23 protein-coding genes are annotated in these 26,501 nt (G+C 68.1%); 11 read left to right on the forward strand and 12 right to left on the reverse strand.

Features of this window, described 5'->3' with window-relative positions:
• The first annotated feature begins 209 nt into the window (after positions 1-209).
• The 7 genes from ACZK4Z_RS21405 (at position 210) to ACZK4Z_RS21435 (ending at position 7,607) form a co-directional block, all read left to right on the forward strand.
• Positions 210-740 carry a gamma carbonic anhydrase family protein gene (locus tag ACZK4Z_RS21405; RefSeq protein WP_032129113.1) on the forward strand — a complete coding sequence of 177 codons (531 nt, stop codon included), beginning with the start codon at positions 210-212 and terminating at the stop codon, positions 738-740.
• A 123-nt stretch (positions 741-863) separates the two neighbouring features.
• Positions 864-1,553: an RDD family protein gene (locus ACZK4Z_RS21410; RefSeq protein WP_049400866.1), complete on the forward strand. Its 690-nt coding sequence runs from the start codon at positions 864-866 to the stop codon at positions 1,551-1,553.
• Positions 1,550-2,542: a stage II sporulation protein M gene (locus ACZK4Z_RS21415; protein WP_032129115.1), complete on the forward strand. Its 993-nt coding sequence runs from the start codon at positions 1,550-1,552 to the stop codon at positions 2,540-2,542. The genes ACZK4Z_RS21410 and ACZK4Z_RS21415 overlap by 4 nt, the downstream gene beginning before the upstream one ends.
• Positions 2,532-4,148, forward strand: coding sequence for a DUF4129 domain-containing protein (locus tag ACZK4Z_RS21420; protein WP_125895415.1), 1,617 nt, complete (start codon positions 2,532-2,534; stop codon positions 4,146-4,148). The genes ACZK4Z_RS21415 and ACZK4Z_RS21420 overlap by 11 nt, the downstream gene beginning before the upstream one ends.
• Positions 4,145-5,329: a DUF4350 domain-containing protein gene (locus ACZK4Z_RS21425; RefSeq protein ID WP_049461684.1), complete on the forward strand. Its 1,185-nt coding sequence runs from the start codon at positions 4,145-4,147 to the stop codon at positions 5,327-5,329. The genes ACZK4Z_RS21420 and ACZK4Z_RS21425 overlap by 4 nt, the downstream gene beginning before the upstream one ends.
• Positions 5,326-6,312 (forward strand): AAA family ATPase, encoded by a 987-nt coding sequence (locus ACZK4Z_RS21430; RefSeq protein WP_005411535.1) that lies wholly within the window; start codon positions 5,326-5,328, stop codon positions 6,310-6,312. Before ACZK4Z_RS21425 ends, ACZK4Z_RS21430 begins: the two co-directional genes overlap by 4 nt.
• Positions 6,309-7,607 carry a DUF58 domain-containing protein gene (locus ACZK4Z_RS21435; RefSeq protein ID WP_125895414.1) on the forward strand — a complete coding sequence of 433 codons (1,299 nt, stop codon included), beginning with the start codon at positions 6,309-6,311 and terminating at the stop codon, positions 7,605-7,607. Before ACZK4Z_RS21430 ends, ACZK4Z_RS21435 begins: the two co-directional genes overlap by 4 nt.
• A 253-nt stretch (positions 7,608-7,860) precedes the next feature.
• Here ACZK4Z_RS21435 and ACZK4Z_RS21440 read toward each other — a convergent pair whose 3' ends face one another.
• Together ACZK4Z_RS21440 and ACZK4Z_RS21445 are read right to left on the reverse strand one after the other, a co-directional pair.
• Positions 7,861-9,039, reverse strand: a complete 1,179-nt coding sequence (locus tag ACZK4Z_RS21440; protein WP_125895413.1) for a glutathionylspermidine synthase family protein — start codon at positions 9,037-9,039, stop codon at positions 7,861-7,863.
• A gap of 7 nt (positions 9,040-9,046) precedes the next feature.
• The gene (locus tag ACZK4Z_RS21445; protein ID WP_125895412.1) at positions 9,047-9,619 is read right to left on the reverse strand and encodes a DUF1190 domain-containing protein; all 573 of its coding nucleotides are present in this window, start codon (positions 9,617-9,619) and stop codon (positions 9,047-9,049) included.
• Between the two features lie 312 nt (positions 9,620-9,931).
• Between ACZK4Z_RS21445 and ilvD the strand changes: the two genes are divergently transcribed.
• Both ilvD and ACZK4Z_RS21455 read left to right on the forward strand, forming a co-directional pair.
• Entirely contained in the window at positions 9,932-11,770 is a 1,839-nt protein-coding gene (ilvD, locus tag ACZK4Z_RS21450) for a dihydroxy-acid dehydratase (RefSeq protein WP_049424111.1), read from the forward strand.
• A gap of 138 nt (positions 11,771-11,908) precedes the next feature.
• A complete protein-coding gene (locus ACZK4Z_RS21455; RefSeq protein ID WP_125895411.1) occupies positions 11,909-12,526 on the forward strand; it encodes a hypothetical protein in 618 nt (205 codons plus the stop codon).
• 151 nt (positions 12,527-12,677) lie between these two features.
• Here ACZK4Z_RS21455 and dinG read toward each other — a convergent pair whose 3' ends face one another.
• The 3 genes from dinG to aroE form a co-directional block, all read right to left on the reverse strand.
• Entirely contained in the window at positions 12,678-14,780 is a 2,103-nt protein-coding gene (gene dinG, locus ACZK4Z_RS21460) for an ATP-dependent DNA helicase DinG (protein WP_071228543.1), read from the reverse strand.
• Positions 14,781-14,947: 167 nt separating this feature from the next.
• Complete coding sequence (locus ACZK4Z_RS21465) at positions 14,948-15,301, reverse strand: hypothetical protein (RefSeq protein ID WP_006400655.1); 354 nt, start codon at positions 15,299-15,301, stop codon at positions 14,948-14,950.
• A 3-nt stretch (positions 15,302-15,304) separates the two neighbouring features.
• Positions 15,305-16,150, reverse strand: coding sequence for a shikimate dehydrogenase (gene aroE, locus ACZK4Z_RS21470; RefSeq protein ID WP_071228545.1), 846 nt, complete (start codon positions 16,148-16,150; stop codon positions 15,305-15,307).
• Positions 16,151-16,198: 48 nt separating this feature from the next.
• Between aroE and ACZK4Z_RS21475 the strand changes: the two genes are divergently transcribed.
• Positions 16,199-17,071: a TolB family protein gene (locus tag ACZK4Z_RS21475; protein WP_180838705.1), complete on the forward strand. Its 873-nt coding sequence runs from the start codon at positions 16,199-16,201 to the stop codon at positions 17,069-17,071.
• 150 nt (positions 17,072-17,221) lie between these two features.
• Here ACZK4Z_RS21475 and ACZK4Z_RS21480 read toward each other — a convergent pair whose 3' ends face one another.
• From ACZK4Z_RS21480 to ACZK4Z_RS21495, 4 genes are all read right to left on the reverse strand, one after another.
• A complete protein-coding gene (locus ACZK4Z_RS21480; protein WP_180838704.1) occupies positions 17,222-17,491 on the reverse strand; it encodes an SHOCT domain-containing protein in 270 nt (89 codons plus the stop codon).
• Positions 17,492-17,523: 32 nt separating this feature from the next.
• Positions 17,524-18,513, reverse strand: coding sequence for a porphobilinogen synthase (gene hemB / locus ACZK4Z_RS21485; protein WP_032129123.1), 990 nt, complete (start codon positions 18,511-18,513; stop codon positions 17,524-17,526).
• Between the two features lie 19 nt (positions 18,514-18,532).
• Positions 18,533-19,450: a bestrophin family protein gene (locus tag ACZK4Z_RS21490; RefSeq protein WP_010482217.1), complete on the reverse strand. Its 918-nt coding sequence runs from the start codon at positions 19,448-19,450 to the stop codon at positions 18,533-18,535.
• A 122-nt stretch (positions 19,451-19,572) separates the two neighbouring features.
• A complete protein-coding gene (locus ACZK4Z_RS21495) occupies positions 19,573-19,821 on the reverse strand; it encodes a hypothetical protein (protein ID WP_006475755.1) in 249 nt (82 codons plus the stop codon).
• A 184-nt stretch (positions 19,822-20,005) separates the two neighbouring features.
• On the opposite strand from ACZK4Z_RS21495, the gene ACZK4Z_RS21500 reads away from it, so the two are divergent.
• Complete coding sequence (locus ACZK4Z_RS21500; protein WP_014038879.1) at positions 20,006-20,470, forward strand: hypothetical protein; 465 nt, start codon at positions 20,006-20,008, stop codon at positions 20,468-20,470.
• 1,131 nt (positions 20,471-21,601) lie between these two features.
• Here ACZK4Z_RS21500 and ACZK4Z_RS21505 read toward each other — a convergent pair.
• The 3 genes from ACZK4Z_RS21505 to ACZK4Z_RS21515 all read right to left on the reverse strand — a co-directional run bounded on the left by ACZK4Z_RS21505 (position 21,602) and on the right by ACZK4Z_RS21515 (position 26,374).
• Positions 21,602-23,401 carry a DUF885 domain-containing protein gene (locus ACZK4Z_RS21505; RefSeq protein WP_180838682.1) on the reverse strand — a complete coding sequence of 600 codons (1,800 nt, stop codon included), beginning with the start codon at positions 23,399-23,401 and terminating at the stop codon, positions 21,602-21,604.
• Positions 23,402-23,607: 206 nt separating this feature from the next.
• A complete protein-coding gene (locus tag ACZK4Z_RS21510; protein ID WP_293798438.1) occupies positions 23,608-24,123 on the reverse strand; it encodes a cytochrome c oxidase assembly factor Coa1 family protein in 516 nt (171 codons plus the stop codon).
• 25 nt (positions 24,124-24,148) lie between these two features.
• Positions 24,149-26,374, reverse strand: a complete 2,226-nt coding sequence (locus ACZK4Z_RS21515) for a S9 family peptidase (RefSeq protein WP_032129127.1) — start codon at positions 26,372-26,374, stop codon at positions 24,149-24,151.
• Positions 26,375-26,501 lie beyond the last annotated feature (127 nt).

A 26,501-nucleotide genomic window follows, 5' to 3' on the forward strand; every position in this document is an offset into this window, starting at 1 on the left:
ATGCTGCGCGCGATCCGCTGTTCCGCATACAGCATCGGCTACAGCTACGAACCGTAGCGGGTAGTGCCGGCCGCTGGCCGGCAACCGCAGAACTCCAGACATGACCTTGAGGTTGCCGGCCAGCGGCCGGCACTACCCTGCGGCGCGCGCGCGGCGTGCAGACCACGCAGGTATCATCGTCGTGAACGCCCTGATTTCCGGAGACTTCGATGAACCCGCTGCGCCCCTTCCGCGACAAGATGCCCGTCCTCGGCGAACGCGTGTACATCGATCCGGCCTGCACCATCATCGGCGACGTGGAGCTGGCCGATGACGTGTCGGTATGGCCGGGCACGGTCATCCGCGGCGACGTCAACCATGTGCGCATCGGTGCACGCACCAACGTGCAGGACGGCACCATCATCCACGTCAGCCACCACAGCCCGTACAACAAGGCCGGCTACCCGACCCTGATCGGCGAAGGCGTGACCGTTGGCCACGGCTGCATCATCCATGCCTGCACGATCGGCGATTACAGCCTGATCGGCATGGGCGCCTGCATCCTCGATGGCGCCCGCGTGGAGCGCCATGGCTTCGTCGGCGCCGGTGCGGTGATCGGCCCCGGCAAGGTGGTGGGCGAAGGCGAGCTGTGGGTCGGCAACCCTGCACGACCGGCACGCACGCTCAGTGACAAGGAGATCGAGGCGCTGCATTACTCGGCCGACCACTACGTGCGGCTGAAGGACGAATACCGGGGCTGAGCCCCCGACGCTGCCATGCGGCTCTGCTAAAGTCTTGGCCCGACCAGGACCTGTCGAGACCCCCATGCCTGTGGCTGCCCGCCGGAGAGGACTCCGGCGCCCACAACGAAGGCCATCGCGCTGATGGCCGCACCGATGCTCGATACCTACCGCGAGGTGGTGACGCCGGAGGGTGTGCCGCTGCAGTTGCCTGCCGCCGGCCCGGTACCGCGGGCGATGGCCTGGCTGGTCGATCTTGGCGTGCGCATCGCGGCACTGGTGCTGGTGTCCATTCCGCTGGCGCTGCTGGACAAGTTCGGCTCCGGCCTCTACCTGGTGCTGATGTTCCTGGTCTACTGGGCCTACCCGATCGTCTGCGAAGCGTTGTGGGGGCGCACGCTGGGCAAGCGTGCGCTGGGGCTGCGCGTGCTGTCCCGCGATGGCGCGCCGGTAGGCTGGATGGCGGCGATCACCCGCAACCTGCTGCGCACGGTGGACATGCTGCCGTTCGGCTATGCGCTGGGCCTGATCAGCAGCCTGTTCGATCCGCATGGCCGCCGCCTTGGCGACCTGGTGGCGGGCACCGTGGTGGTGCACGCACCCGCGCTGTACCTGCCACCGCCGCCGACCATCGACAGCGTGCTGGCCCCGCCGCAGCCCCTGCGACCAGAGGAACAGGCTGCGTTGATGGCCTTCGCCGAGCGCGCGCCACGGTTGTCGGCGGCGCGCCAGCAGGAGCTGGCCGGTATTGCCGAGCCACTGACCGGCACCCATGGCCAGGTCGGCGTGCTGCGCCTGTATGCGATGGCCAACTGGCTGCTGGGGCGGCGATGAAGCAGGAACAGTTCGTCGCCCGCTACCAGCAGGAATGGCAGGACCTGGAGCAGTGGCTGCTGCTGCGTGCTGGTGCCTCACGCCGCACGCGCCGCAAGGCCAGCGGCCTGGCACTGGACGACACCACCTTCCCGCAGCGCTACCGGCGGCTGTGCCAGCAACTGGCGCTGGCCCGCGAACGCGGCTACAGCCCGCAGCTGGTGCAGCGCCTGCAGCAGCTCATGCAGCAGGGCCACAGCGTGCTGTACCGCACGCCGCCGACGCGCTGGCGGGGTGCCCTGGAGTTCCTGGTGGCCGATTTCCCGCTACTGGTGCGCAGCCAGGCGCGCAGCATGTGGGTGGCGCTGGCGATGTTCGCGCTGCCGGCGGTGGCCTGCTTCGTGCTGGTGCAGGTCTATCCGGACCTGATCCACATGCTGATGGACAACCGCCAGATCGCCGAGATGGAGCGCATGTACGATCCCGCCGCCGAGCGCCTGGGGCGTGACAGCGGCACCGACTGGATGATGTTCGGCCACTACATCATGAACAACATCAGCATCGCCCTGCGCACCTTCGCCAGCGGGCTGCTGGCTGGGCTGGGCACGCTGCTGGTGCTGTTGTTCAACGGCGTGATCATCGGTTCGGTGGCCGGTCACCTGCAGCACATCGGCCATGGCGACCCGTTCTGGCGCTTCGTGGTCGGCCACGGTGCCTTCGAGCTGACCGCGATCGTGATCGCCGGCGGTGCCGGTCTGCAGCTGGGCATGAAGCTGCTGGCACCGGGTCGGCGCAGCCGCCTGGATGCACTGGTCGAAGGCGGCCGCATCGGCGCACGGCTGTGCCTCGGCGTCGCCTTCATGCTGCTGGTGGCCGCCTTCATCGAAGCCTTCTGGTCCTCGCTTGCCGAAGTACCGGCGTGGGGCAAGTTCAGCGTGGCCGGTGTGTTGTGGGCCGGCGTGCTGCTGTGGCTGTGGCGCGGCGGACGTGGGGGCGGCCATGCGCATTGACCGCCTGGATGTGGCGCTGCGCGCCCGCAGTGGCTGGGAAGCGATGGAGCTGGGCACCGCCCTGTCCCGCCGTCACGCGCGTGCGCTGTGGGGCAGCTGGCTGCTGGCCAGTGCACCGCTGTTCGTGATCTTCAACGCGCTGGGCTGGTGGCTGGATGCCTTCGGCTGGGCCTGGCTGGCGATGTGGTGGTGCAAGCCGCTGTTCGAACGCGCGCCGCTGTACGTGCTGTCGCGCGGCATTTTCGGCGAGCCGGTCGGCACGCTGGCCGCCCTGCGCGCGCAGCGAAGCTGGGGCAACAGCGGCTTCTGGGGCTACCTGGGCTGGCGCCGCTTCAGCGTGCTGCGCAGCCTGTGCCTGCCGGTGAACCTGCTGGAAGGCAACACACTGGGCCAGCGCGGCCCACGCCGTCGTGCGGTGGCAGCCGGCGCAGCGGGCGCGGCACTGGTACTGACGGTGACCTGCCTGGCGTTCGAAGCCGTGTTGGTATCCGGCGCGATCGGTGCGGTGTTCATGTTCATGCCACTGGAGCTGATGTCCGAATCGTGGCGTGCGGCGTGGGACATGATTGGCAAGGACACGCCGGCATGGGCACGGCTGGGCTTCAACCTGGCGTGCTGGCTGGCCTCGGTGCTGATCGGCCCGTTCTTCGTCGGTGCGGGCTTTGGCCTGTACCTGAACCGTCGAACGCAGATGGAAGCCTGGGACGTCGAAATCGCCCTGCGCCGCCTGCGCGAGCGGCTGCTGCCGGCAGCATCGACGCTGGCGCTGCTGCTGTGGCTGGCACTGCCGCTGGTGTCCGCACCGGTGCATGCGCAGGACGCGCAGACGGTCGCGGAGCAGGCAGGCGATGCCGAAGAGGACGAAGACAGTGCGGAAGAACCGGCCACCGCGGCCAACGACCCCGCCAATACGCCGGCAATGATCTTCGGTACAGCGCCGGTGGACACCGCCGGTTTCCGTCAGGCAGTGAACCGCGCCTATGAAGACCCGCTGCAGCGCCCGACCCGCCAGGTCACCCGCTGGAAGCCGATCGAGCAGGCCGAGGAAAAAAAGAAGGAAGACAAGCAGCTGCAGCGTGACACCAACAGCAAAGGTGAACGCAAAGCGCGCAAGGACGGCATCGCCTGGCTGGCACGGCTGGCCGAATGGGGCCTTTGGGGCCTGCTCGGCATCCTGCTGCTGGTGCTGCTGCTGACCGCGCGGCTGTGGCTGCCGTGGCTGCGTGGCAGTGGCCGGCGCAAGGCCGACGCTGCACCGAAGGTGCTGGAGGAGCAGGTGGAGTTGCCGGTGGTGCTGCCGCCGGACGTGGCCACCCAGGCCGGCCTGCTCTGGGACCAGGGCCGGCCGCGGCAGGCGCTGGCCCTGCTGTACCGCGCCAGCGTGCGCACGGTGGGCGAGCGCAGCGGTATCGCGCTTCCACCCGGTGCCACCGAAGCGCAATGCCTGCGCGCATCGCGACGCATGCCCCAGGCCAGCGACCGTGACCTGTTCGCGCGCATCGTGCGCATGTGGCAGTACGCCGCCTACGGTGGCCGCCTGCCCAGCCGCGCCGATTTCGATGCATTGGCCGATACCCTGCGCCAGCAGTACGGGTGGCAGGCATGAGTCCGCGCCTGTTCTGGTCGCTGCTGCTCGGTGCGCTGGTGCTGTTCGGCGTACCGCTGACCATCCTCTACCTGCGCACGCACGAGCGGGTGACCGAGACGATCCGGCTGCCGCCACAGGGCGAGGCCGCCTACAACCCGCTGTACGTGCTCGGCCAGGCCCTGCGCGCCGATGGCATCGACGTGCATTCGCGACCGCGGCTGGAGTTGCAGCAGATGACGCTGGGGCGCCACGACACGGTAGTGCTGCTGCAGGACAGCAGCGAACTGCCGCCGCCCGTCGCCAGCGCACTGCTGGACTGGGTCGACGGGGGTGGTCACCTGCTGGTACGTACGCCGCCGCCGGCCGAGGACGATGCCGGCAGCACGCAGGGCCCCCTGCTGGACCGGCTGGGCGTAGACAGCCTGTTCCAGCGCAGCGACTGCCAGGCCTTCCATGTCGACGACGATCCGGGCCACGTCGAATTCTGTGGTGGCCGCCGCTTCACCCTGGGGTTTGCGGCCAGTGCGCAGGCCGAACGCCGCTGGGGCACTGATCGCGACCTGGTGTTCGCGCGCCTGCGCCACGGCCAGGGCAGAGTGAGCGTGCTGGCCGACATGGAGTTCATGCGCAGCGAAGTGGACTCACCGGCAGCGCGCCTGGCGTCGGCAGGTGGCGGGGCCAGCGACGGCCTGCACGACGCGTCGCATCGCGACCTGACCCGCTACCTGCTCGATCCGAACTATGGCAAGGGTGCGGTCTGGCTGGTCTATGCCAGCCGCCCGCCGTCGCTGTGGTCGCGCATGTTCTATCAGGGCTGGCCGTTGTGGGTGCCGTTGCTGCTGGCCCTGCTGGGCTGGCTGTGGGGCCGTTCACAGCGCTTCGGCAGCCTGCTGCCGTCGCCGGTGCTGGAACGTCGTTCACTGCTGGAGCACGTGCGTGCCAGTGGCGAACTGCTGCTGCGCTTCGGTCACGGCATACGCCTGTACGAGGCCGTGCTCGCCCTGTTCCTGCACCGCCTGCGCCTGCGCGCACCGATTGCCGCCGCATTGGATGGTGCGCCGCGCGATCAGGCCATCGCCGAGCTGCTGAAGTGGCCGCAGGGCCGCGTCGCCAGCGCGCTCACGCCCCCACCGCCGCACGATTCCTCCGCCCTGCGCGAGCGCATCCGCTTGCTGCTCCAGATGAGATCCCTGCTATGACTGAAGTCCCCGAGCTGCCGGCGGCTGCCAACGCCCGCCTGATCGAACGCGTCGATGCCATCCGCGATGCCGTCGGCCACGCCTTCATCGGCCAGGCCGATGTGCTGGACCAGATCCTGGTGGCGCTGCTTGCCGGTGGTCACGTGCTGATCGAGGGCGTGCCCGGGCTGGGCAAGACCCTGCTGGTGCGCGCACTGGCACAGGCCCTGGAGCTGGATTACGGGCGTGTACAGTTCACCCCCGACCTGATGCCCAGCGACGTCAGTGGCCACGCGGTGTACGACCCGAAGAGCGAGAGCTTCAAGATCCGTCGCGGCCCGGTGTTCACCAACCTGCTGCTGGCCGACGAGATCAACCGCGCACCGGCCAAGACCCAGTCGGCGCTGCTGGAAGTGATGCAGGAAGGCCAGGTGACCATCGAAGGCAAGGCCTTCACCCTGGCGCCGCCGTTCATGGCGCTGGCCACGCAGAACCCGCTGGAGCAGGAAGGCACCTACCCGCTGCCGGAAGCACAGCTGGACCGCTTCCTGTTGAAGGTGCTGATCGACTACCCGCAGCTGGAGGACGAGAAGCGCATGGTGACCGCGATCACCAGTGGTCGTGCCGCCAGCGATTTCGACCTGAGCCAGGTGCCACGCGTGCTCGGTGCCGGCGAACTGCTGGAGTTGCAGCGTGCCACCGCGGCGATCACCGTCGATGACGAAGTGATCGACTACGCGGTGCGGATTGTGGCGGCCACGAGGCAGTGGCCGGGTATCGCGGTCGGCGCTGGCCCGCGTGGCAGCATCGCGCTGGTACGTGCCTCGCGCGCGCAGGCGGTGTTGGCCGGCCGTGACTTCGTCACCCCCGACGACGTGCGCGACATCGCGCGCCCCGCGCTGCGCCATCGCATCGCGCTGGCACCGGAACTGCAGATCGAAGGCCAGGACGCCGACGACGTGCTGGGTGCACTGCTGGCCAAGGTGGAAGCACCGCGCCGATGAGGCCGGCCCCGCTGCTGCTGGCGCTGCTGCTGGCCTGGGCCGCCCTGGGTGGCCTGGTGCTGGGCGGCCTGCTGCCGCGCTGGAGCTGGGCGCTGGCCGCGGTGGCGATTGCCGTGCCAGCGTTGATGGATCTGTGGCGGCAGACGCGGCGTCCATCGCCGCAGATCCAGCGTGAGCTGCCCGAAGCGCTGGCACTGGGCGTGCGCCGCGAGGCCGCGCTGCGGCTGCAGGCGGACGCATCGATGACGGTGCAGGTGTTCGACCTGGTCCCCGGCGGCTGGCCGCTGGAATCACTGCCGCAGCGCGTGCGCCTGCAGGCGGGCAGTGCTTCCACCCTCCACTACCACCTGCAGCCGCTGCAGCGTGGGCATTTCCGCTTCGAAGGCGTGCATCTGCGCATGCGTTCACCGTGGTGGCTGTGGTGGCAGCAACGCACGCTGCCGCCCGCACTGGACGTGCGGGTCTATCCGAACTTCGTGCCGCTCACCCGCTTTGCCCTGTTCAGTGCCGACCAGGCCTCGCGGCTGGTCGGTGCACACGTGAAGCGCCGCCGCGGTGAAGGCACCGACTTCCACCAGATGCGCGAGTACCGCATCGGCGACAGCCTGCGCCAGCTCGACTGGAAGGCCACCGCGCGTGCGCGCAAGCTGATCTCGCGCGAATACCAGGACGAGAAGAACCAGCAGCTGCTGCTGATGCTCGACAGCGGTCGGCGCATGCTGGCCAGCGAAGGCGGGCTCTCGCACTTCGACCATGCCTTGAACGCCTCGCTGGTGGTGGCCTACCTGGCGTTGCGCCAGGGCGACGCCGCCGGCCTGTTCGCCACCGGTGGCGAGCGCCGTTGGGTGGCGCCGCAGCGCGGCATGGGCACCGTCGAGCACCTGCTGCGCGCCAGCTACGACCTGCAGCCGCGCGCGGTGGCCACCGACTATCTGGCGGCCGCCACCGAAGTATCACTGCGCCAGCGTCGGCGGGCGCTGGTGATGCTGGTCAGCAACGTGCGTGACGAGGATATCGAGGACCTGCTGGCAGCGGTGCGCCTGCTGCAGCGCCGCCACCTGGTGTGCGTGGCCAGCCTGCGCGAACGCGAACTGGACGCTGCGCTGGAGGGTGACGTGCAGACCCTGGAAGACGCCACCCAGGCCGGTGCCGCTGCGCTGTACCTGCAGCAGCGCGCGAAGGCGCATGAAGCGCTGCGCAGCGAGAAGGTGATGGTGCTGGACGTGACCGCCGATGCCCTGCCTGGTGCGCTGGTGGAACGCTATCTGGCGGTGAAGCGCGAAGGGCTGCTCTAATCGATGGCGCCGGGCCATGCCCGGCGGCTCTGTCGGGACCGCTGCGCTCGCCGGGCATGGCCCGGCGCTACCGGCACATTGCTCTGGTTCGCAGCCGCTCTGGTAGGTGCCAACCTTGGTTGGCACAAAACCCAACCGCCGACCAAGGTCGGCCACTACCAATTGCGGTTGCCGGCCAGCGGCCGGCACTACCCATGTCGCCCTGCCACCGGCGTCGGTCGCCCGCGCCGGCCCTGGGGACGCTACACCGTCATCAGACGTAGATCCGCGTCGGCGCCTCATCAACGATCGCGTGCGGCACGAAGCGCGCGCTGTCGCGGGTGATCGCGCTGTCGTCCTCGCGGATACCGATGCCGCAGGCGTGGTCGCCCACCACCCAGCTTCCGATCAGCGGATAGCCGCCCTCGAAGCGGGTAAGCGGGTGCGCACGCTGGATGATCGCCGGGCCGTCGTAGGGACCGTCGCTGCGCTGGGTGCTGCCATCGGCCAGGTGCATCTCGATGTTCGCGCCTTCGCGCGAGAACAGCGGCTTGCGCACCCAGCCCGAGGCCAGCGTGCTGCCGTCATCGAAATGCGCTTCCAGCAGGTTCGGATGGCCCACGTTGCGCTGCCACAGCAGCGGCAGGATGCCCTTGTTGCTCAGCACCGCCTTCCACGCCGGCTCCAGCAGCTGCACGCCCGAACCGGGCAGCGCGCGGCCGAACTCTTCCGCCATCAGGTCTTCCAGCGGGTACAGCTTGAACAGCGTGCCGATCACCGAATCGTCCAGCGCGGTGAAGCGGCCGTCCTCGGACAGGCCGATATCCTCGATGGCGATGGCCTGGCCATGCAGGCCGGCCTGCGACGCACAGTCGCGCAGGTAGTCGACGGTGCCGCGGTCTTCTTCCGAACTGCCCACGGCGCTGAAATACAGCGGTGGCGGCAACTGCGTGGCCAGTTCGCCGAAACGTTCGACCAGCGCTTCGTGGATCGCGTTGAACTGGTCGGCATGCTGCGGCAGGCGACCGGCGTTGCGCTGGTCTTCCAGCCACTGCCACTGGAAGAAGCTGGCCTCGAACAGCGAGGTCGGCGTGTCGTAGTTCAGTTCGTACAGCTTGGCCGGGCCGGTACCGTCGTAGGCCAGGTCCAGGCGACCGTACAGATGCGGCTGGCGCTGGCGCCAGCTGTTGGCGATCCAGTCGCGGTAATGCGACGGAATCGCCAGCTGGTCCATCAATCGTTCGCTGCCGATGACATCACCGACCAGGTCCAGCGCCATCTGGTGCAGCTCGGCGCTGGGGTCTTCGATGTCCTGTTCGATCTGGCGCAGGGTGAAGGCGTAGTACGCGCTTTCATCCCAATACGGCTGGCCGTCGATGGTGTGGAAGCGGAAACCCGCTTCATCCGCACGTGCCCGCCACTGGGCACGCTCGGCAATCCGGATGCGCTGCATGGGTCGATCAGCCGCCGTAGCTGCCGCTGGTGCTGCGGCGTGCGCTGGTGTTGCCGAAGCCACCACGGCTGGCGGTGACCGCACGGTTCGGCTCGCTGGTGACCGGGGCCAGGCCGGCCTTGCCCGCGCCGATGCCGCTGGCGGTGTTCAGGCCACCGGTACCGCCCGGTGCCGGACGCGCCCATCCAGCGCTCTTGTCCTGGTAGGCCGGCGCCGCCGCCGGCGCCTGCGGCGCGAGGCCGCCGCGGTTGCTCAGCATCTGCGACATGAAGAAGCCCATCATCATCGGGCCGATGAACGAGGTACCGGCCGAGGTGTGCTGCTGCACGCACTGTTCCGGCTTGTAGTCCTTCTCGCAGGCTTCCTTGCTGGCGTACTTCGGCGCCGCATCGGCGGCCTGCTTCTGCGCTTCGGCGAAGGCATTGCGGCACGACGAGGGATCGCCGGTGGCCTCGGTGCAGGCCTCCACCGAGGTGTACAGGCCTTCCTGCACCTTCACCTCCGGCTCCTTCTGGCAGGCGGTGAACAGCAGCGGCGCAGCGCTCATCAGCAGCAGCGCGGTGGTGCGGGAACGTTTCATGGCCTCATGCCCTGTCGACGGATCAATGCCCCAATGATGCCAAATCCGGACCAGCAACCGGAATCGGCAAAGTCCGAAAGATGAACGGACTTTCATTTTCGTCGGGCATTGGGGTCAGAGCCCATCGCGCCGCGATGGGATCCGACCCCGGGCGGCGCACCGCTCTGGCAGGTGCCAATCTTGGTTGGCACACACGGCACGGCGCCGACCAAGGTCGGCATCTACCGAAAACGGGTGGTTGCAGCAGCAACCGAAAAAATTGGCCATGATCGGGCGACCCCCACGTTGTACGGCCCGCCCGTTCCGCCAGCCATGCCTGAATACCGCTCCCGCACCTCCACCGCCGGCCGCAACATGGCCGGCGCCCGCGCCCTGTGGCGTGCCACCGGCATGAAGGACGGCGACTTCCACAAGCCGATCATCGCCATCGCCAACTCCTTCACCCAGTTCGTGCCCGGCCACGTGCACCTGAAGGACCTCGGCCAGCTGGTCGCGCGCGAGATCGAACAGGTCGGCGGCGTCGCCAAGGAATTCAACACCATCGCCGTGGACGACGGCATCGCGATGGGCCACGACGGCATGCTGTATTCGCTGCCCAGCCGCGAGATCATCGCCGATGCCGTGGAGTACATGGTCAACGCGCACTGCGCCGACGCGCTGGTGTGCATCAGCAACTGCGACAAGATCACCCCCGGCATGCTGATGGCCGCGCTGCGCCTCAACATCCCGGTGGTGTTCGTCTCCGGCGGGCCGATGGAAGCGGGCAAGACCAAGCTGTCCGAGCACAAGCTGGACCTGGTCGATGCGATGGTGGTGGCCGCCGATGACAGCGCCTCCGACGAGAAGGTCGCCGCGTTCGAGCGCAGCGCCTGCCCCACCTGCGGCTCCTGCTCGGGCATGTTCACCGCCAACTCGATGAACTGCCTGACCGAAGCGCTGGGCCTGTCGCTGCCGGGCAATGGCACCACGCTGGCCACCCATGCCGACCGCGAGGCGCTGTTCCGCCGCGCCGGCCGCCTGATCGTCGAACTCTGCCACCGCTGGTATGGCGGCGAAGACCCGAGCGCGCTGCCGCGCGGCATCGCCACCCAGGCCGCGTTCGCCAACGCGATGACCCTGGACATCGCCATGGGCGGTTCCACCAACACCATCCTGCATCTGCTGGCTGCCGCGCAGGAAGCGGAGGTCGACTTCGACCTGACCCACATCGACGCGCTGTCGCGGCGCGTACCGCAGCTGTGCAAGGTGGCGCCGAACACGCCGAAGTACCACATCGAGGACGTGCACCGCGCCGGCGGCGTGTTCGGCATCCTCGGTGAACTGGACCGCGCCGGCCTGCTCGAAACCACGGTGCCGACCGTGCACAGCGCCAGCCTGGCCGAAGCACTGGAACGCTGGGACGTGGTGCGCAGTGACAACGACACCCTGCATACCTTCTTCAAGGCTGGCCCGGCCGGCATCCCCACCCAGGAAGCCTTCAGCCAGGCCACGCGCTGGCCGACGCTGGATGTGGACCGCGCCGAGGGCTGCATCCGTTCGCTGCAGCACGCGTATTCGCTGGAAGGCGGGCTGGCCGTGCTGCGCGGCAACCTGGCCATCGATGGCTGCGTGGTGAAGACCGCCGGCGTGGACGAGTCGATCCATGTGTTCGAAGGCCCCGCGCGCGTCTACGAAAGCCAGGACGCCGCCGTCGCCGGCATCCTCGCTGACGAGGTGCAGCCGGGCGAGGTGGTGGTCATCCGCTACGAAGGCCCGAAGGGCGGCCCCGGCATGCAGGAGATGCTGTACCCGACCAGCTATCTGAAATCGAAGGGGCTGGGCAAGCAATGTGCGCTGCTCACCGATGGCCGCTTTTCCGGCGGAACCTCGGGCCTGTCGATCGGCCATGTCTCGCCGGAAGCCGCCAGTGGCGGTGTCATCGGCCTGGTGGAAAACGGCGACCGCATCCGCATCGACATCCCGGCGCGCCGCATCGATCTGCTGCTGGATGAGGCCACGCTGGCCCAGCGCCGCGCCGACGCCGATGCCCGCGGCTGGAAGCCGCGCGCACCGCGCCCGCGCAAGGTCACCAGCGCGCTGAAGGCTTACGCGCTGCTGGCCACCAGTGCCGACAAGGGCGCCGTACGCAACACCGCGCTGCTCGGCGATTGATCCCCGTGCGGTAGTGCCGGCCGCTGGCCGGCATCTGCACAATGCGTCTGCAAATCAATGAGGTTGCCGGCCAGCGGCCGGCGCTACCCCTCCTGATCCGTTATGGTGGTCCAGGAAGTCACCAACACGGAGGTTGAGATGATGTTGCTTTCCTTTGCGCTGGCCACTGCCATGGGCACGTCAGCCGAACCGCCCAAAGCCCCGGACTGCAGCTACGACCGTGCCGCGATGCTGGCGATGGAACCTGGCCGATTCGATCAGGACCTGGCAGGTGGCTGGCGCCCGCTGGCCGACCGTGGCTGTACCCGCGAAGCGGCCGACCTGCTGTCCGCCTACGGCGCTCTGCCCAAGGCAGAAGGCAACGTCATCATCACCTGGCACGAGGGCCAGCTGCGCGCGGAGCTGGGGCAGACCGCGCAGGCGATCACGCTGATGGAACGCAGCCACAAACCCGTGAACGCGGGCGACCCGGGTTACTGGAATGCCTACGTGGACGGCATGGTCGCGTTCCTGCGCCAGGACCGCAGCGCCCTGGAGAAGGCTCGTGCGAGGCTGGTCGCGATACCGACGCCCACCGCGATGGCGGAGAACATCAAGGACGGTCGCTACCAGTTCACCACCGAAGGCGGGCAGCAGGTGCAGATGCCGTGGCCGCCCAACCTGGATGTGCTTGATGGGCTACTGCGCTGCTTCGGCAAACCCTACATGGAGGCCTATGGGCCAGGCTGCCGGACGCCTGAAACAGGCACCCGGTAACCACCAAGCGCCGCTGTCCGATCGTCAGCCCGTGCGGTAGTGCCGGCCCCTGGCCGGCATCTGTACAGTGCTCGCAAAAATGGGGACGGAGGGAATTAAGTCGTTTTTGCCATAAACGACTTAATTCCCTCCGTCCCCTTTTTGCTACCGGTCAGCCGATCACGCGCTTGAACGGTGGCAGCGCGTCGATGATGCGCTTGCCGTAGCGGCGGGTCAGCAGTCGCGAATCAAGAATGACCACGCGGCCGGTGTCGGTGGAGGTGCGGATCAGGCGGCCGGCGAACTGGGTCAGCGTGCGCAGCGCGTGCGGAATGGCGATCAGGTTGAAGGCATTGAGGCCACGCCCCTCGAACCACTCACTGAGCGTGGCGGTCTGCGGATCGGTCGGCACCGCGAACGGCACCTGGGTGATCACCACCGTGGTGCAGGCCTCACCGGGCAGGTCGAGGCCTTCGCCGAACGAATTCAGCCCGAACAGCACCGAGCCTTCGCCTGCCGCCACGCGCCGCAGATGCTCGTCGATCAGCCGGGTCTTGGACATCTCGCCCTGCACCAGCACCTGCTTTCGGCGCGCGGCCGACATCAGCCCGGCTACCTTCTCCATCTTCCAGCGCGAGGTGAACAGCACCATCGAGCCCTTGGCCCAGTCCAGTTCGGTGTCCAGGTAGCGCGCCACTTCGCGCGGGTGCCCTTCGCGATCGTCCGGGGTGACCGGGAACTTCGGCACGATCAGCTCGGCCTGGTTGGGCAGGTCGAACGGCGACGACAGCGAGACCATCTCGGCCTCTTCGGGAATGCCGTTGTCGATCGCCAGCGACTGGAAGTCGCCACCGCCGGTCAGCGTCGCCGAGGTCATCACCACCGAGTCCACTTCATCCCACAGCAGCTTGCGCAGCACGTGCGCGGCCGACACCGGCGAGCCATGCAGCACCAGGTCGCCGTCGCGGGTGGCGGTGACCCAGCGCGCCATCGGCGGCGCGCCGTCCTTGTCCTCGCGGCGCCAGGCCTGCCACAGGTTGTACTGCTGCTCGATCATTTCCAGCGCCATGCCCAGGTTGCGCTGCAGGCGCTCGCGCGCGGCATCGTCCGGCTTGCCCTTGGCGACCTGCGCGGTGGCGGCATGCGCCCAGTTGTAGAGGCTGCGGGTGTCGTCGGCCAGCGCTTCGATCGGCTCGCGCCAGGCCTCGGGCAGACGACCATTGGCGGCGCGCCACATCGGTTCCTCGTCGGCCGGTGCCGGCATCCACACCCGCTCGACGTGGTCGCGGAACGCGCGCAGCTGCTTGGCCACGTTGCTGGCCACCTCGATCGCCTCGTTCGGCAACAGGTTGCCCAACCGATCCTTGTCGACCGCGCGGTAGGCGCCGGCGATCAGGATCTGCAGGCGGCCGGTGCGCTTGGCCATCTCGTCCAGCGCCAGGCTGGCCGCGCCCTGGTCGATCGCCACGTTGCCGATGTGATGGCCTTCGTCCAACACCAGCAGCATGTCCGACGGCGGGGCGATCAACGGCTGGCCGTTGTCGCTGTCACCGATCGACAGCGCCGACAGCAGCAGCGCGTGGTTGGTGACCACGATCTGTGCGTCGCGCACCGTATTGCGCGAACGCAGCACCGCGCACTGCGCCGAATAGGCACAGCGGCGCCCGGCACAGCCCGAAGCCGGCGTGGTGATGCGGCTGCGCAGGCCGGGGCTGATGGTCTCCGGCGCGTTGTCGATGTCGCCATCCCAGCTGCCACCGGTGAAGGCATCGGTCAGGCGCTTGGCGATGTCCATCTCGATCGGCGCCAGTGGCCGGTCGAACAAGGGTGCGTCGTCCTCGAACATGCCACCCTGCGAGCCCTCGCCCTGCGCTTCGGCAGCATTGCGCGTGCACAGGTAGCGGGTACGGCCCTTGGCCAGCGCGACGGTCGCTTCCAGGCCGGTGGCTTTCAGGAAATTCGGAATGTCGCGCTCGACCAGCTGCGACTGCAGCGCCACGGTGCCGGTGCTGATCACCAGCTTCTTCTTGCTGGCCAGCGCGATCGGTACACCTGCAGTGAGGTAGCCCAGGCTCTTGCCGACGCCGGTGGGCGCTTCGACCACGCCGACGCCACCGCTTTTCGACAACGCACGCGACACCACGCCGATCATCTGGCTCTGCGAGCGGCGGGTGGAGAAGCCGGGGGTATTGGCCTGCAGCGTCGTGTACGCCTTGCGGATCGCGTCCTTCAAGGTGTCATCGAGCGTGCGCGGAGCGGCGACGGTTTCGGTCACGCCGGGAAGTACCGTAGCTGGATCAGGCCGGTCATTGTCGCATGGCCGGCCGCGTTCACCGTCGCTGGCACCCTGAACGGGCCAGCGACGACGCCAGGCGGCGGTCACGGTCCGATGGGCGGACCGCCCAAGGGCCAGATACGCCGGGCATGGCCCGGCGCTACCGGTCAGGATGCCGGGATCGTGCGGGTACGCAGCAGGCGCACCAGCGCCCACACCAGCAGCACCACGCCGATGGCCTCGACCATCGCCAGCGCGAAGTGCAGCACGCCAAGGATGGCACTCATGCCCGAGATGGCGTCGAAGTTGCCGCTGTTGATCAACCACATCGGCAGGATGCCGGCGGCCATGCCGCCGAGGCTGGACAGCAGCAACAGCACCAGGCCGACCAGGGCGCCGGTGCGGGTGGCATCGCGCGGTGCGCCGACCACCCAGACCAGGCCCACGCACAGTGCGATCAGCACCGGCAGGCGCACGCCCACGATGCTCAGCACCGTCACCATCAGGGTCGTGTTGTCCATCGATCAGTCCTCGCCGGCCAGCACGGCCGAGCCCTGCCGCAGCGTCTGGTAGACCTCGTCGGTCTGCGGACGCACACCGTGCCACTGCAGGAAGCTCTCGGCGGCCTGCTCGACCAGCATGCCCAGGCCATCCACGGTATTGCGGCAGTTCGCTGCGCGCGCCCAGGCCAGGAAGGCGATGGCGGCCTCGCCGTAGTTCAGGTCGACGGCGGTGGTCATCGAGTTGACCAGCGACAGCGGCAGCTTGAACTCGACGTCACGGTCGCGGCCGGCCGAGGTGGCATTGACGATCAGCTCGAAGTCGCCCAGCTCGCGCAGGTCTTCCCAGTAGCGGCTGATCGCGCGGCCCGGCTCGCCCATGGCGTCGATCAGTTCATCGGCACGTTCCGGCGTGCGGTTGACCACCACCAGTTCGGTGATTCCAGCATCGAGGAAGGCCGGAGCGACGCTGCGCGCGGAGCCGCCGGCACCGATCAGCAGCATGCGGCGGCCACGCAGGTCCAGGCCATGGCGGTCGGTCAGGTCACGCACCAGGCCGATGCCGTCGGTGGTGTCGCCATGCCAGCGGTCGCCCTTGCGCAGCAGCGTGTTGACCGAGCCGGCGCGGCGCGCACGTGCAGTCAGCGTGGTGCACACCGAGAACGCGGCTTCCTTGTGCGGCGAGGTGACGTTGGCACCGACACCGCCGTCGGCGGCGAAGGCTTCCAGGCCGGCCAGGAACGCATCCGGGGCCAGGTCGATCGCGCGGTAATCCACCGCGATGCCTTCCTGGCGACCGAACGTCGCGTGGATCTGCGGCGACTTCGAGTGGGCAACGGGGTGTCCGAAGACGGCGTAACGGTCGGTCATGGAATCCTCAAGCTGGCTAGACTGATGCTCTTTCGTGCACGGACCCGGATGATGCGCATCACCCCGCCCCTGCTGGTGCTTGCCGCCAGTCTACTCTCTGCCCCCGTGGCGATGGCGTTGAACGAGTACGGCATCGAAGGCATGGGCGTGGTCTCGACCCGTGCCGACGAGGGCCGCGCCACGATCAGCGCCGATGGCCAGCGCATCGTTTTCGCCCGCCGTGGCGAGGCCGGTTGGGGCCTGTGGGAGGCGCGCGTGGTGGACGGCCGCTGGCAGCAGGCGCAGGCCTTGCCGGTAGGCGTGGCCGGTGAAGCCCATGATCCCTACTTCAGCCGCGACGGCCGCTGGCTGCTGTTCGCGGCCGGCCGCGAGGGCAAGCTGGCGCTGTATCGGGCCGCTCTCGCCACCGATGGCCAACTGGGTACCGCGCAGCTGCTGGCGGGCGACGCGGGCCGCCGGGAAGAGCGCGGGCCGGCCCTGAGCGCGGATGGCAGGCAGCTGTTGTTTGCCCGCCAGCAGGGCCGTGGTGCCGGCTGGGACCTGTTCGTGGCGACGCTGGATGCGCAGGGACTGCGTGGCCCGGCCAGCGCACTGAGCGCGTTGAACAGTGCCGACGACGAGACCGACGGCGACTGGCTGGGGCATGACGGCGCCGTGGTGTTCAGCCGCGGCAACGGCACGACCACGCAGGTGTGGAGCAGCGGCTGTGCGTGGACCGGTGCGGCGCTGCAGCCATTGGGGCTGTCGTTCAACCAGGCCAGCGGCTGGACCGGCGCGCCGGTGATCGACAACGCCAAGCCGGGCGAGATGATGGTCGCCAGCAGTGCGGCGAAGGCACCGCGTGCCGGTGGCGTGGATGTGTACCGGTTGGCGGTGCCGAAGGTGGTGGCGGTTGCGGGGTGCGTGCCGGGCGCACGGTGACGGCAAACGCCAACCAAGGTTGGCGGCTACCAGGGCGATGGAGGCGCCAGGTGCGTGCGGTAGATCCACGCCGTGCGTGGATGGCCGTTTGGTAGATGCCAACCTTGGTTGGCATGCGGGAAAGTGCCAACCAAGGTTGGCACCCACCCGTCAGCGCGACAACACCTTGGCGCGCTGCTGCTCGTACTCGATCTCGCTCAGCTGGCCATTGTCCTTGCGCTGGTTCAGCGCGGCCAGTTCGGCCTGCACGCTGTCCGGCAGGGCCTGCTCACGGGCCACGTGGCGCGCGGCGGAGAGCTGCTCCGGCGGGCGCTTGCCGGCCCGCCAGGCGGCGATGAAGACACCGACGATGATGGCGCCGAACACCAGCGTACCGGTGCCCCAGATCAGCCATTGCATCCACCCCAGTTCGGGTCCCATCGCGCAGTCCTCCGTCTATCGTGGCGCTATTGTCAGCGCTCGCGCAGCCATCGCGCCACCTGCGGCGCGAAATAGGTCAGCACGCCATCGGCACCGGCCCTCTTGAAGCCCAGCAGCGACTCCAGCACGCAGGCGCGCTCGTCCAGCCAGCCGTTGGCGAAGGCGGCCTTCATCATCGCGTACTCGCCACTCACCTGGTAGGCGAAGGTTGGCACGCCGAATTTCTCCTTCACCCGGCGCACCAGGTCCAGGTACGGCATGCCCGGCTTGACCATCACCATGTCGGCGCCCTCTTCCAGGTCCAGCGCGATCTCGCGCAGGGCCTCGTCGCCGTTGGCAGGGTCCATCTGGTAGGTCTTCTTGTCGGCCTTGCCGAGGCTGGCGGCGCTGCCCACCGCATCACGGAACGGACCGTAGAACGCCGAGGCGTACTTGGCCGAGTAGGCCATGATGCGCACGTTGATGTGGTTGTCGGCATCCAGCGCACGACGGATCGCGCCGATGCGGCCGTCCATCATGTCCGACGGCGAGACGATGTCCACACCGGCCTCGGCGTGCGATACCGACTGCTTGACCAGCGCCTCGACGGTGATGTCGTTCAGCACATAGCCCTTGTCGTCGATGATGCCGTCCTGGCCGTGGGTGGTGTACGGGTCCAGCGCCACGTCGGTCATCACCCCCAGTTCCGGGAAGCGCGACTTCAGCGCGCGGATCGCACGCTGCGCCAGGCCGTCCTCGGCCCACGCCGCCGATGCATCCAGCGACTTCAGCGACGGGTCGATCACCGGGAACAGGTCGATCACCGGAATGCCCAGCTCCAGCGCCTCTTCGGCCACCTTCAGCAGTTCTTCGATCGACAGCCGCTCCACGCCCGGCATCGACGGCACCGCGGTGCGGCCAGCCAGTTCGTGCACGAACACCGGGTAGATCAGGTCGTCGGTGGTCAGCGTGTTCTCGCGCATCAGGCGGCGCGAGAACTCGTCATGGCGCATGCGGCGCGGGCGGTAAAGCGGGTGGGACATGGCAGGCTCCGAGGAGTGGCTATTGCAACAGGTAGCCCTGCGGCAGCAGGGGTTCGGGCAATGGGCGTTCGCCGAGCGCGTCGAGCTGGTCGATCTCGATCGTGCGCACCAGCGCGTCCAGCGGCAGGTCATTCGGCTCCAGGCCGAACGGGTCTTCCATTTCTTCGCCCAGCTGGTCCAGGCCGAAGAAGGCATAGGCCAGCACCGCCGACAGCACCGGCGTGCCCCAGCCCAGCGAACTGGCCAGGCCGAACGGCAGCAGCACGCAGAACATCCACGCGCAGCGGTGCAGCAGCAGGGTGTAGGCGAACGGCAGCGGTGTGGTGAGAATGCGCTCGCAGCCGGCCTGGATCGACGACATCGCGTGCAGGCGTTCTTCCAGCTGGGTGTAGAGGATCGGGTCGAGGTCACCGGCACGCAGGGCCTGCGCCAGTTCCGCAGCGATCATCGAGAGCAGCGCGTCGGGCACGTTCTCGCGCTGCCCGAGTTGTTCGCGCTGGCGCTTGTCCAGCCACGGCAGGGCCATCAGCGCCACGATGCGCCCGCGCAGGCGACCGGCCAGTGCATGGGCGAAGGCGGTGGTGAGGTAGGCGATGCGGCGGCGGCGGCCGGTGTCATCGGCCAGCAGCAGGTTCACCTGGCGGGCCAGCGAGCGCGATTCGTAGACCAGCTGGCCCCACAGCTTGCGGCCTTCCCACCAGCGCTCGTAGCAGGCGCTGTTGCGGAAGCTGAGGAAGATCGACAGGACCAGGCCGAGCAGGGTGAACGGCGTGACGGAAACGCGTTCGATGCCGGTGGGCGGCGCCAGTTCCACCACCGCAGCCACGGCAATGGACAGGATCAGGATGGCCAGCACCTTGGGCGCGATCGCTTTGACGATCGAACCGCGCAGGATGTAAAGCAGTTGCCAGCCGTGGGGACGGGGTCGGATGATCATGGGGCAGCCGCGCCGGGCGCGGATTCACAGGCACGCGGGGGGCTCGCGCAGCCATTCATTGTACGCCCCTGCCCGGCCATGGGCCGTGCGCCTGCGACGCCCTGTCGCACCCGGGTGCGGGCTCAGATCACGCCGCCACCCAGGCCGAGGCGGAGGATGCCCACCACCACCACGATGCCGTTCAGCACCAGCCCGGCCCAGGCCCGGCCACGCTTGCTCGGGTGGGTGAACAGGATGCCGAGCGCGGCGATGACCGCGCCCACCGCAGCGAACGGGATCAGGAACCAGTTGCCCCAGCCCAGCAGTGGAATCAGCGCCAGGATCATCCACAACAGCGCCAGTACGCCCCACAACAGACTGATCACACCCATGCCGCTCTCCCGCAGTTGGTTCCTGCCCCAACCATAGACGTTCCCGCTGCCGCCGCCTACTGCCATTGGCGGGGCTGTCACCCCCGCCGTGCTAGCGTGCTGCCGTGCGTGCCCTGGCCCGGGTGTTGGCGCCGATTCAGAGTGGCCCGCCGATGATCGCAACCAGTCCTACAGGGGTCGTGCCATGAACATCCGTTGGGCCGCGTTGGCGGCCATCCTGCTGGTCGCCGCTGGCTGTGCCAGTACCTCCAAGGTGATGCTGGGCCGCGCCCGCGCACCGATCGATCCGGCGCTGGTGCAGATCTATTCGACGCCACCGGCCGGTTCCCAGGAAATCGCCCAGCTGGAATCGGCGTCCGCCGTCGGCTTCGGCACCCAGGGCCAGACCGATGCCGCCGTGGCACGCCTGAAGCGTGAGGCCGCCGCGCTCGGCGCCAATGGCGTGGTGTTGATGGGCGTGGGCAGCAGTGGCTCGCCGGTGGGCATGTCGGTCGGCGCCGGCACGTTCGGTTCGCACGTCGGTGGCGGCGTCGGCATCGGTATTCCGACCACGCAGAAGCGCGCCGCCGGCGTCGCGATCTGGGTGCCGAATCCGGCACCGCCCGCGCGGTTGCCGACACAGGTGATCACACCGCAGCCGCAGCGGTGACCCGAGAGGGTCACCGCCGGTAGTGCCGGCCGCTGGCCGGCAACCTCAGAAATCCTCTTCGCCCAAGGGAAATGCCGGCCAGCGGCCGGCACTCCCCCTGCAACAACCGACGTATCGCTCTGGTAGGTGCCAACCTTGGTTGGCACGAAACCCACAGCGCCGACCAAGGTCGGCATCTACCAACGGCGCTTGCCGGCCAGCGGCCGGCACTACCCCTGCAACAACCGACGCATCGCTCTGGTAGGTGCCAACCTCGGTTGGCACGAAACCCGCGGCGCCGGCCAAGGTCGGCATCTACCAACGGCAATTGCCGGCCAGCGGCCGGCACTACCCCTGCAACAACCGACGTATCGCTCTGGTAGGTGCCAACCTTGGTTGGCACGAAACCCACAGCGCCGACCAAGGTCGGCATCTACCAACGGCGCTTGCCGGCCAGCGGCCGGCACTACCCCTGCAACAACCGACGCATCGCTCTGGTAGGTGCCAACCTTGGTTGGCACAAACCCACAGCGCCGACCAAGGTCGGCATCTACCAACGGCAATTGCCGGCCAGCGGCCGGCACTACCCCTGCAATAACCGACGCATCGTTCTGGTAGGTGCAAACCTTGGTTGGCACGAACCCACAGCGCCGGCCAAGGTCGGCATCTACCAACGGCAATTGCCGGCCAGCGGCCGGCACTACCCCTGCAACAACCGACGTATCGCTCTGGTAGGTGCCAACCTTGGTTGGCACGAAACCCACAGCGCCGACCAAGGTCGGCATCTACCAACGGCGATTGCCGGCCAGCGGCCGGCACTACCCCTGCAACAACCGACGCATCGCTCTGGTAGGTGCCAACCTTGGTTGGCACGAAACCCACAGCGCCGACCAAGGTCGGCATCTACCAACACCGGTTGCCGGCCAGCGGCCGGCGCTACCCCTGCAACAACCGACGTATCGCTCTGGTAGGTGCCAACCTTGGTTGGCACGAAACCCACAGCGCCGACCAAGGTCGGCATCTACCAACGGCGATTGCCGGCCAGCGGCCGGCACTACCCCTGCAACAACCGACGCATCGCTCTGGTAGGTGCCAACCTTGGTTGGCACGAAACCCGCGGCGCCGGCCAGTGGCCGGCACTACCGGTGATGCTCAGCGCTTGTACTTCGGCACGAACACCTTGTTCACCGCATCGGCCAGCTGGTCCGGCGGCAGCAGGCCCTGGTCGAGCAGGAAGTTGTTGAACGCCAGGCGGTCGAACTTCGCGCCCAGTGCCAGCTCGGTCTGCATGCGCAGTTCCAGGATGCGGGTGTAGCCGTAGAAATAGCTGCCGGCCTGGCCCGGCATGCGCACCATGTAGCGATCCAGTTCCTGGGTGGCCATCGCCTTGGACAGGCCGACCTGCTCGATCAGCACGCGCTCGCCGTTGGCGCGGTCGGTCAGGCCGAGGTTGAGCATCGGGTCCAGCATCGCGCGCGCAGCCCGCAGCAGGCGGAACTGCAGGGCGATCATCTGCCCGTCCAGCGGCTCGTACGGCACCATCTCGGCTTCGGCATACAGCGCCCAGCCTTCCACGTTCACCGAATTGAACGCGAACATCGTGCGTGCCAGCGAGACGCCGCGCTCGACCATGGCGGTGAACTGCAGCTCGTGGCCGGGGCGGCCTTCATGCGCGCTCAGCGTCCACGCCGCCGCGCCGAAGTTGAAGTCGTCGTACTGCGCACCCGGACCGGCGGCCGGATTGCCCAGCGGCAGCACGAAGGTGCCCTGCTGCCCGGTGTTGTTGACCAGCGGCGCCGGCAGGAAGTGCGGCGCCGGGCTGGCGGCGCTCTCGGCGGCCGAACCCAGTCGCATCTGCATGGCACGCTTGGGCACGTCGACGATGGCGTGCTCGCGGATCAGCGGATCGATCGCGTCGATCACCTTGCGGTAGTGGCCTTCCAGATGATCGTCGGCGATCTTGTCAGCCTTCAGCGCGCGGATCACCGCCACCGGGTCGCTCGGGTCGGCCACCTTCAGGCCCTTGTCCTTCGCCACCAGCGGCGCCAGCTGCTGCATCGCCGATCGGGTTTCCATGAACTCCAGCTGCGCGCGCTGCATCAACAGCTTCGGGTCGATGTCGATGCCGACCTGCTTGAGCTGGTAGGCGTACAGCGGCGCCGGCAGGCGTGCGTCGGCACGTGCCTTCGGCAGCACGGTCGTGCGCGTCCAGGCGGCGTAGTCCTTCATCTGCCCGGCCAGCGCCTTCATTGCTTCATCGGCACCGGCGATCTGGTACTTCTTCAGCAGCGACTCGATACCGGTGATGTAGGTCTCGACGTTGTCCAGCGACTGCTGCACTTCGATCTTCGTCGGCTGCAGCAGGCTGCTGTCCTTCAAGCGCTCTTCATAGCGCTGGCGCGCCAGCGTGGTGAAGGCGGTGCCGCCCGGCTGCAGGCCGGCGTAGGCCTTGAGGCGGTCGAGCGCCTTGGCCCGGCGCTCGGCCGGCACCTGGTCGGACAGCAGCAGGTTGAGGCCGCTGAACACCGTCTGCGGCGCATCGCTCCACGGCAACAGGTACTTCTCGTTGAGCTCGCTGCCTTCGATGTTCTGGCTGGCGGCGTGGATCATGATCTCCAGGTCCTGGCGGACATTGGGATCCTGCTCGGTGGCCAGCTTCGCCTTCAGTTCGTCGCGGGCCTTGGCCATCGCGGCGCGGTAGCGCTTGCCGTTGTCCGGGCCGAGGTCGGCCACCTTGTCGTCGTAGCCGGGAACGCCGAAGAAGCCGGTTTCCTCCGGCTGGAACGGACCCTGTGCATCAAGCAGGATCTGCGCCAGTGCATTGCTGCGGGCCACCCAGGCCGGGCTGGCAGGAGTGGCGGCCTTGGCGGCGGGTGCAGCCAGCGCCGGCGGTGCGGACAGCAACGGGGCGGCAGTCAGGGCCAGGGCAACAGCGAGCGCAATCGGCTTCATGGGACACTCCAGCAAAGGGTTGCCCGCAACTTACGCGCTCACGGCGATGGCGACAATCGGCTGGAGGTCACGGCGCGGCTGATGGGTAGAGTCGACTGTCAGTCGACTATCGCGCGCAGCGCGGGGTTTTTCAGGCGTCTTGTGGAGAGCAGTCGACTAACAGTCGACTCTACATGGCCGCCCTTACCCGGCCGCGCGACCTGCGGTCACAGCGCGGCGGTCAGCGGGCATTCGCCACGCTCACGGCAGGCCTGCAGCTCGCACTCCCCCGCAGCCTCGTCGTCATCCAGTGCAGTCAGGTCGAAGGTCTGCTTGTCTTCGGCCAGTACATACATCACCGGGTAATCCCAGACTTCATCGCGACGGCTGCCCTGCACGAACAGCCGGCCGTGCGCATGCGGTCCTTCCAGCGCAACGGTCAGGCCGACGTCGCGCTGGCCGTTCATCGCGGTCTGCATGCTGCCCAGCGGCATCGATTCGATATGCAGCGGCTCGCCAAAGGCTTCCACCAGTTCAATACTGCAGCCCGCGCGTCGCAGCGCCTCGCGCATCGGCGGGCTCTCGCGTGCCGCCTCGCTCCAGCGCAGCACGCTCCAGGTCACCACACCCCCTGCACCACCCAGCACCAGCACCACCATCAACGGCATCGCCCAGCGCCAGTGGCGGCACCACCAACCGGCGGATGCCGGGTCATGGGCGGGAATCGGCGGTGGCAGGGTCATCGGCGGGCTCCTTCCCGTTGCTGGATCAGGGCTTGAGGCAACGTCCCAGGAAGGCTTCGGCCACGCGGTAGCGATGCAGGGCATCGGCGCCGGACAGGCCATGCTTGGCACCCGGGTAGGTCATCAGCTCGAACGGCTGTGCACGCTTCTGCAGCGCACTCATCAGGCTGGTCGAGTTGGTGAACAGTACGTTGTCATCGGCCATGCCGTGGATCAGCAGCAGCGGCGAGCGTAGGCCGTCGATATGGGTCAGCACGCGCGCTTCTCGGTAACCCGCTTCATTGCGCGCCGGCAGATCCATGTAGCGTTCGGTGTAGTGGCTGTCGTACAGGCCCCAGTCGGTGACCGGCGCACCGGCCACGCCACAGGCGTACTGGTTCGAGGCCTTGGCCAGCAGCATCAGGGTCATGTAGCCACCGTTGGACCAGCCCTGCACGCCGATGCGCGCCGGGTCCACCCACGATTGCTGCTTCAGCCAGGTCACGCCGCGCAGCTGGTCGGTCACTTCCACCGTGCCCTGCTTGCCGTACAACGCGCCACCGAAGTCACGGCCACGGCGCGGGGTGCCGCGGTTGTCCAGCGAGAACACCACGTAGCCCTGCTGGGCCAAGTACTGGTTGAACAGGTGGTCGCCACGGCCGGGCCAGCTGTCGGTGACGGTCTGGCTGGCCGGGCCACCGTAGACGTACACCGCCACCGGGTAACGCTTGGACGGATCGAAGCCGGCCGGCTTGATCAGGCTGTAGTTGAGCGGGGTCTTGCCGTCGGCCGCGGTCAGCGTGCCGAACTCGATCGGGCGCTGTGCATCGCGGTAACGCGCATACGGATGCTTCGGGTCCGCCAGATCGTTCTCGAGCAGGGTGGCGATCTTCTCGCCATTGGCGCGGAACAGTTCGATCTGCGGCGGCGTGGTGCTGTTGGACCAGCTGTCGACATAGACGCTGGCATTGCGGGCGAAGCTGGCGCTGTGCATGCCCGGTGCCTTGGACAGGCGCTGCGGCTCACCGCCCTGCAGCGACACCGCGTAGATCTGGCTTTCGCGCGAGGTCTCGATGCCGGCGCGGAAGTAGGCCTTGCCAGCCTTCTCATCGACCGCCAGCAGTTCGTCCACCGGCCAGTTGCCGTGGGTCAACGCGGTGGCCTTGCCCTTGCTGTCGATGCGGTACAGATGCTGGAAACCGGTGCGCTCGGACGACCACAGCACGCTGCCGTCATCGAGGAAACGCAGGCTGTTGTGCAGCGGCACCCAGGTCGGGCTGGTCTCGTGGGCGAGCACGCGCTGGCGATTGGAATCGAGCGCCACTTCCACCAGGTCCAGCTGCTTCTGGTCGCGCGACTGGCGCTGGAAGCTCAGGTGCTGCGCATCGCGCCAATCGACACGAGCCAGATAGATGTCCTGTTCCTTGCCGAGGTCGACCCAGCGCGGCTGCGCATCGGCGGCCGGTGCGATCACGCCCAGCTGCACGCGCACGTTGGCGTCGCCCGCGGCCGGGTAACGCTGCTCGATCACGTCGGTGCGGTCGGCGTAGACCTCGTAGCGCTTCTGCACCGGCACCGGTGCTTCATCGATGCGCGCGAAGGCGATGGCCGAATCATCCGGCGCCCACCAGTAGCCGGTGTGGCGGTCCATTTCCTCGTCGGCGACGAACTCGGCCACGCCGTTGCCGATGGTGGTGCTGCCGTCGCGGGTGAGCTGCAGCTGCTTGCCGCTGGCCAGGTCGATCACCCACAGGTTGCGGCCGCGGATGAAGCTGACGAAACCGCCCTTGGGCGACAGCTTGGCGTCGGTGGCGAATCCTTCACCGTGGGTCAGCTGGCGCACTGCGGCCTGGCCCTGCTGCTTGAGGTCGTACAGGTACAGCTCACCGCCCAACGGGAACAGCAGGCGCTGCGCGTCCGGCGACCACTGGTAATCGACGATACCGGTCATCGCGGCGATGCGCTGGCGCTCGCGGCGGGCCTTTTCCTCATCACTGAGGGTCTCGGTGCCGGGCAGCACCACCTTCGAATCCACCAGCAGGCGGGTCTGGCCGCTGCCGATGTCATAGGTCCACAGGTCCAGCTGGTTGCGGTCGCTGTCCTTGCCGCGCAGGAAGCTGACCTGCGAACCATCGGGGGCGACCTTCGGCTTCATCAGGGTCGGGCCGGAAAGCGGCAGCGGGCCGGTGATGGCTTCCAGGGTCAGCTTTTCAGCGTGGGCGGCGGTACTGGTGGCGAGCATGAGGGCGAGCGAAGCGAACAGGTGGCGCATGGAGGATCCCGGCAAACGGCAGGTCCGCCACCGCGATGGACGCGGGGCGGTCGTCCCCCATCCTAACCAAGCCCGTGCGGGAAGGCAGCATGACCTTCTGCCCATGAGGCATGCCGACCAACGGTCG

It is taken from the genome of Stenotrophomonas sp. 71799_Sma, from assembly GCF_056482505.1.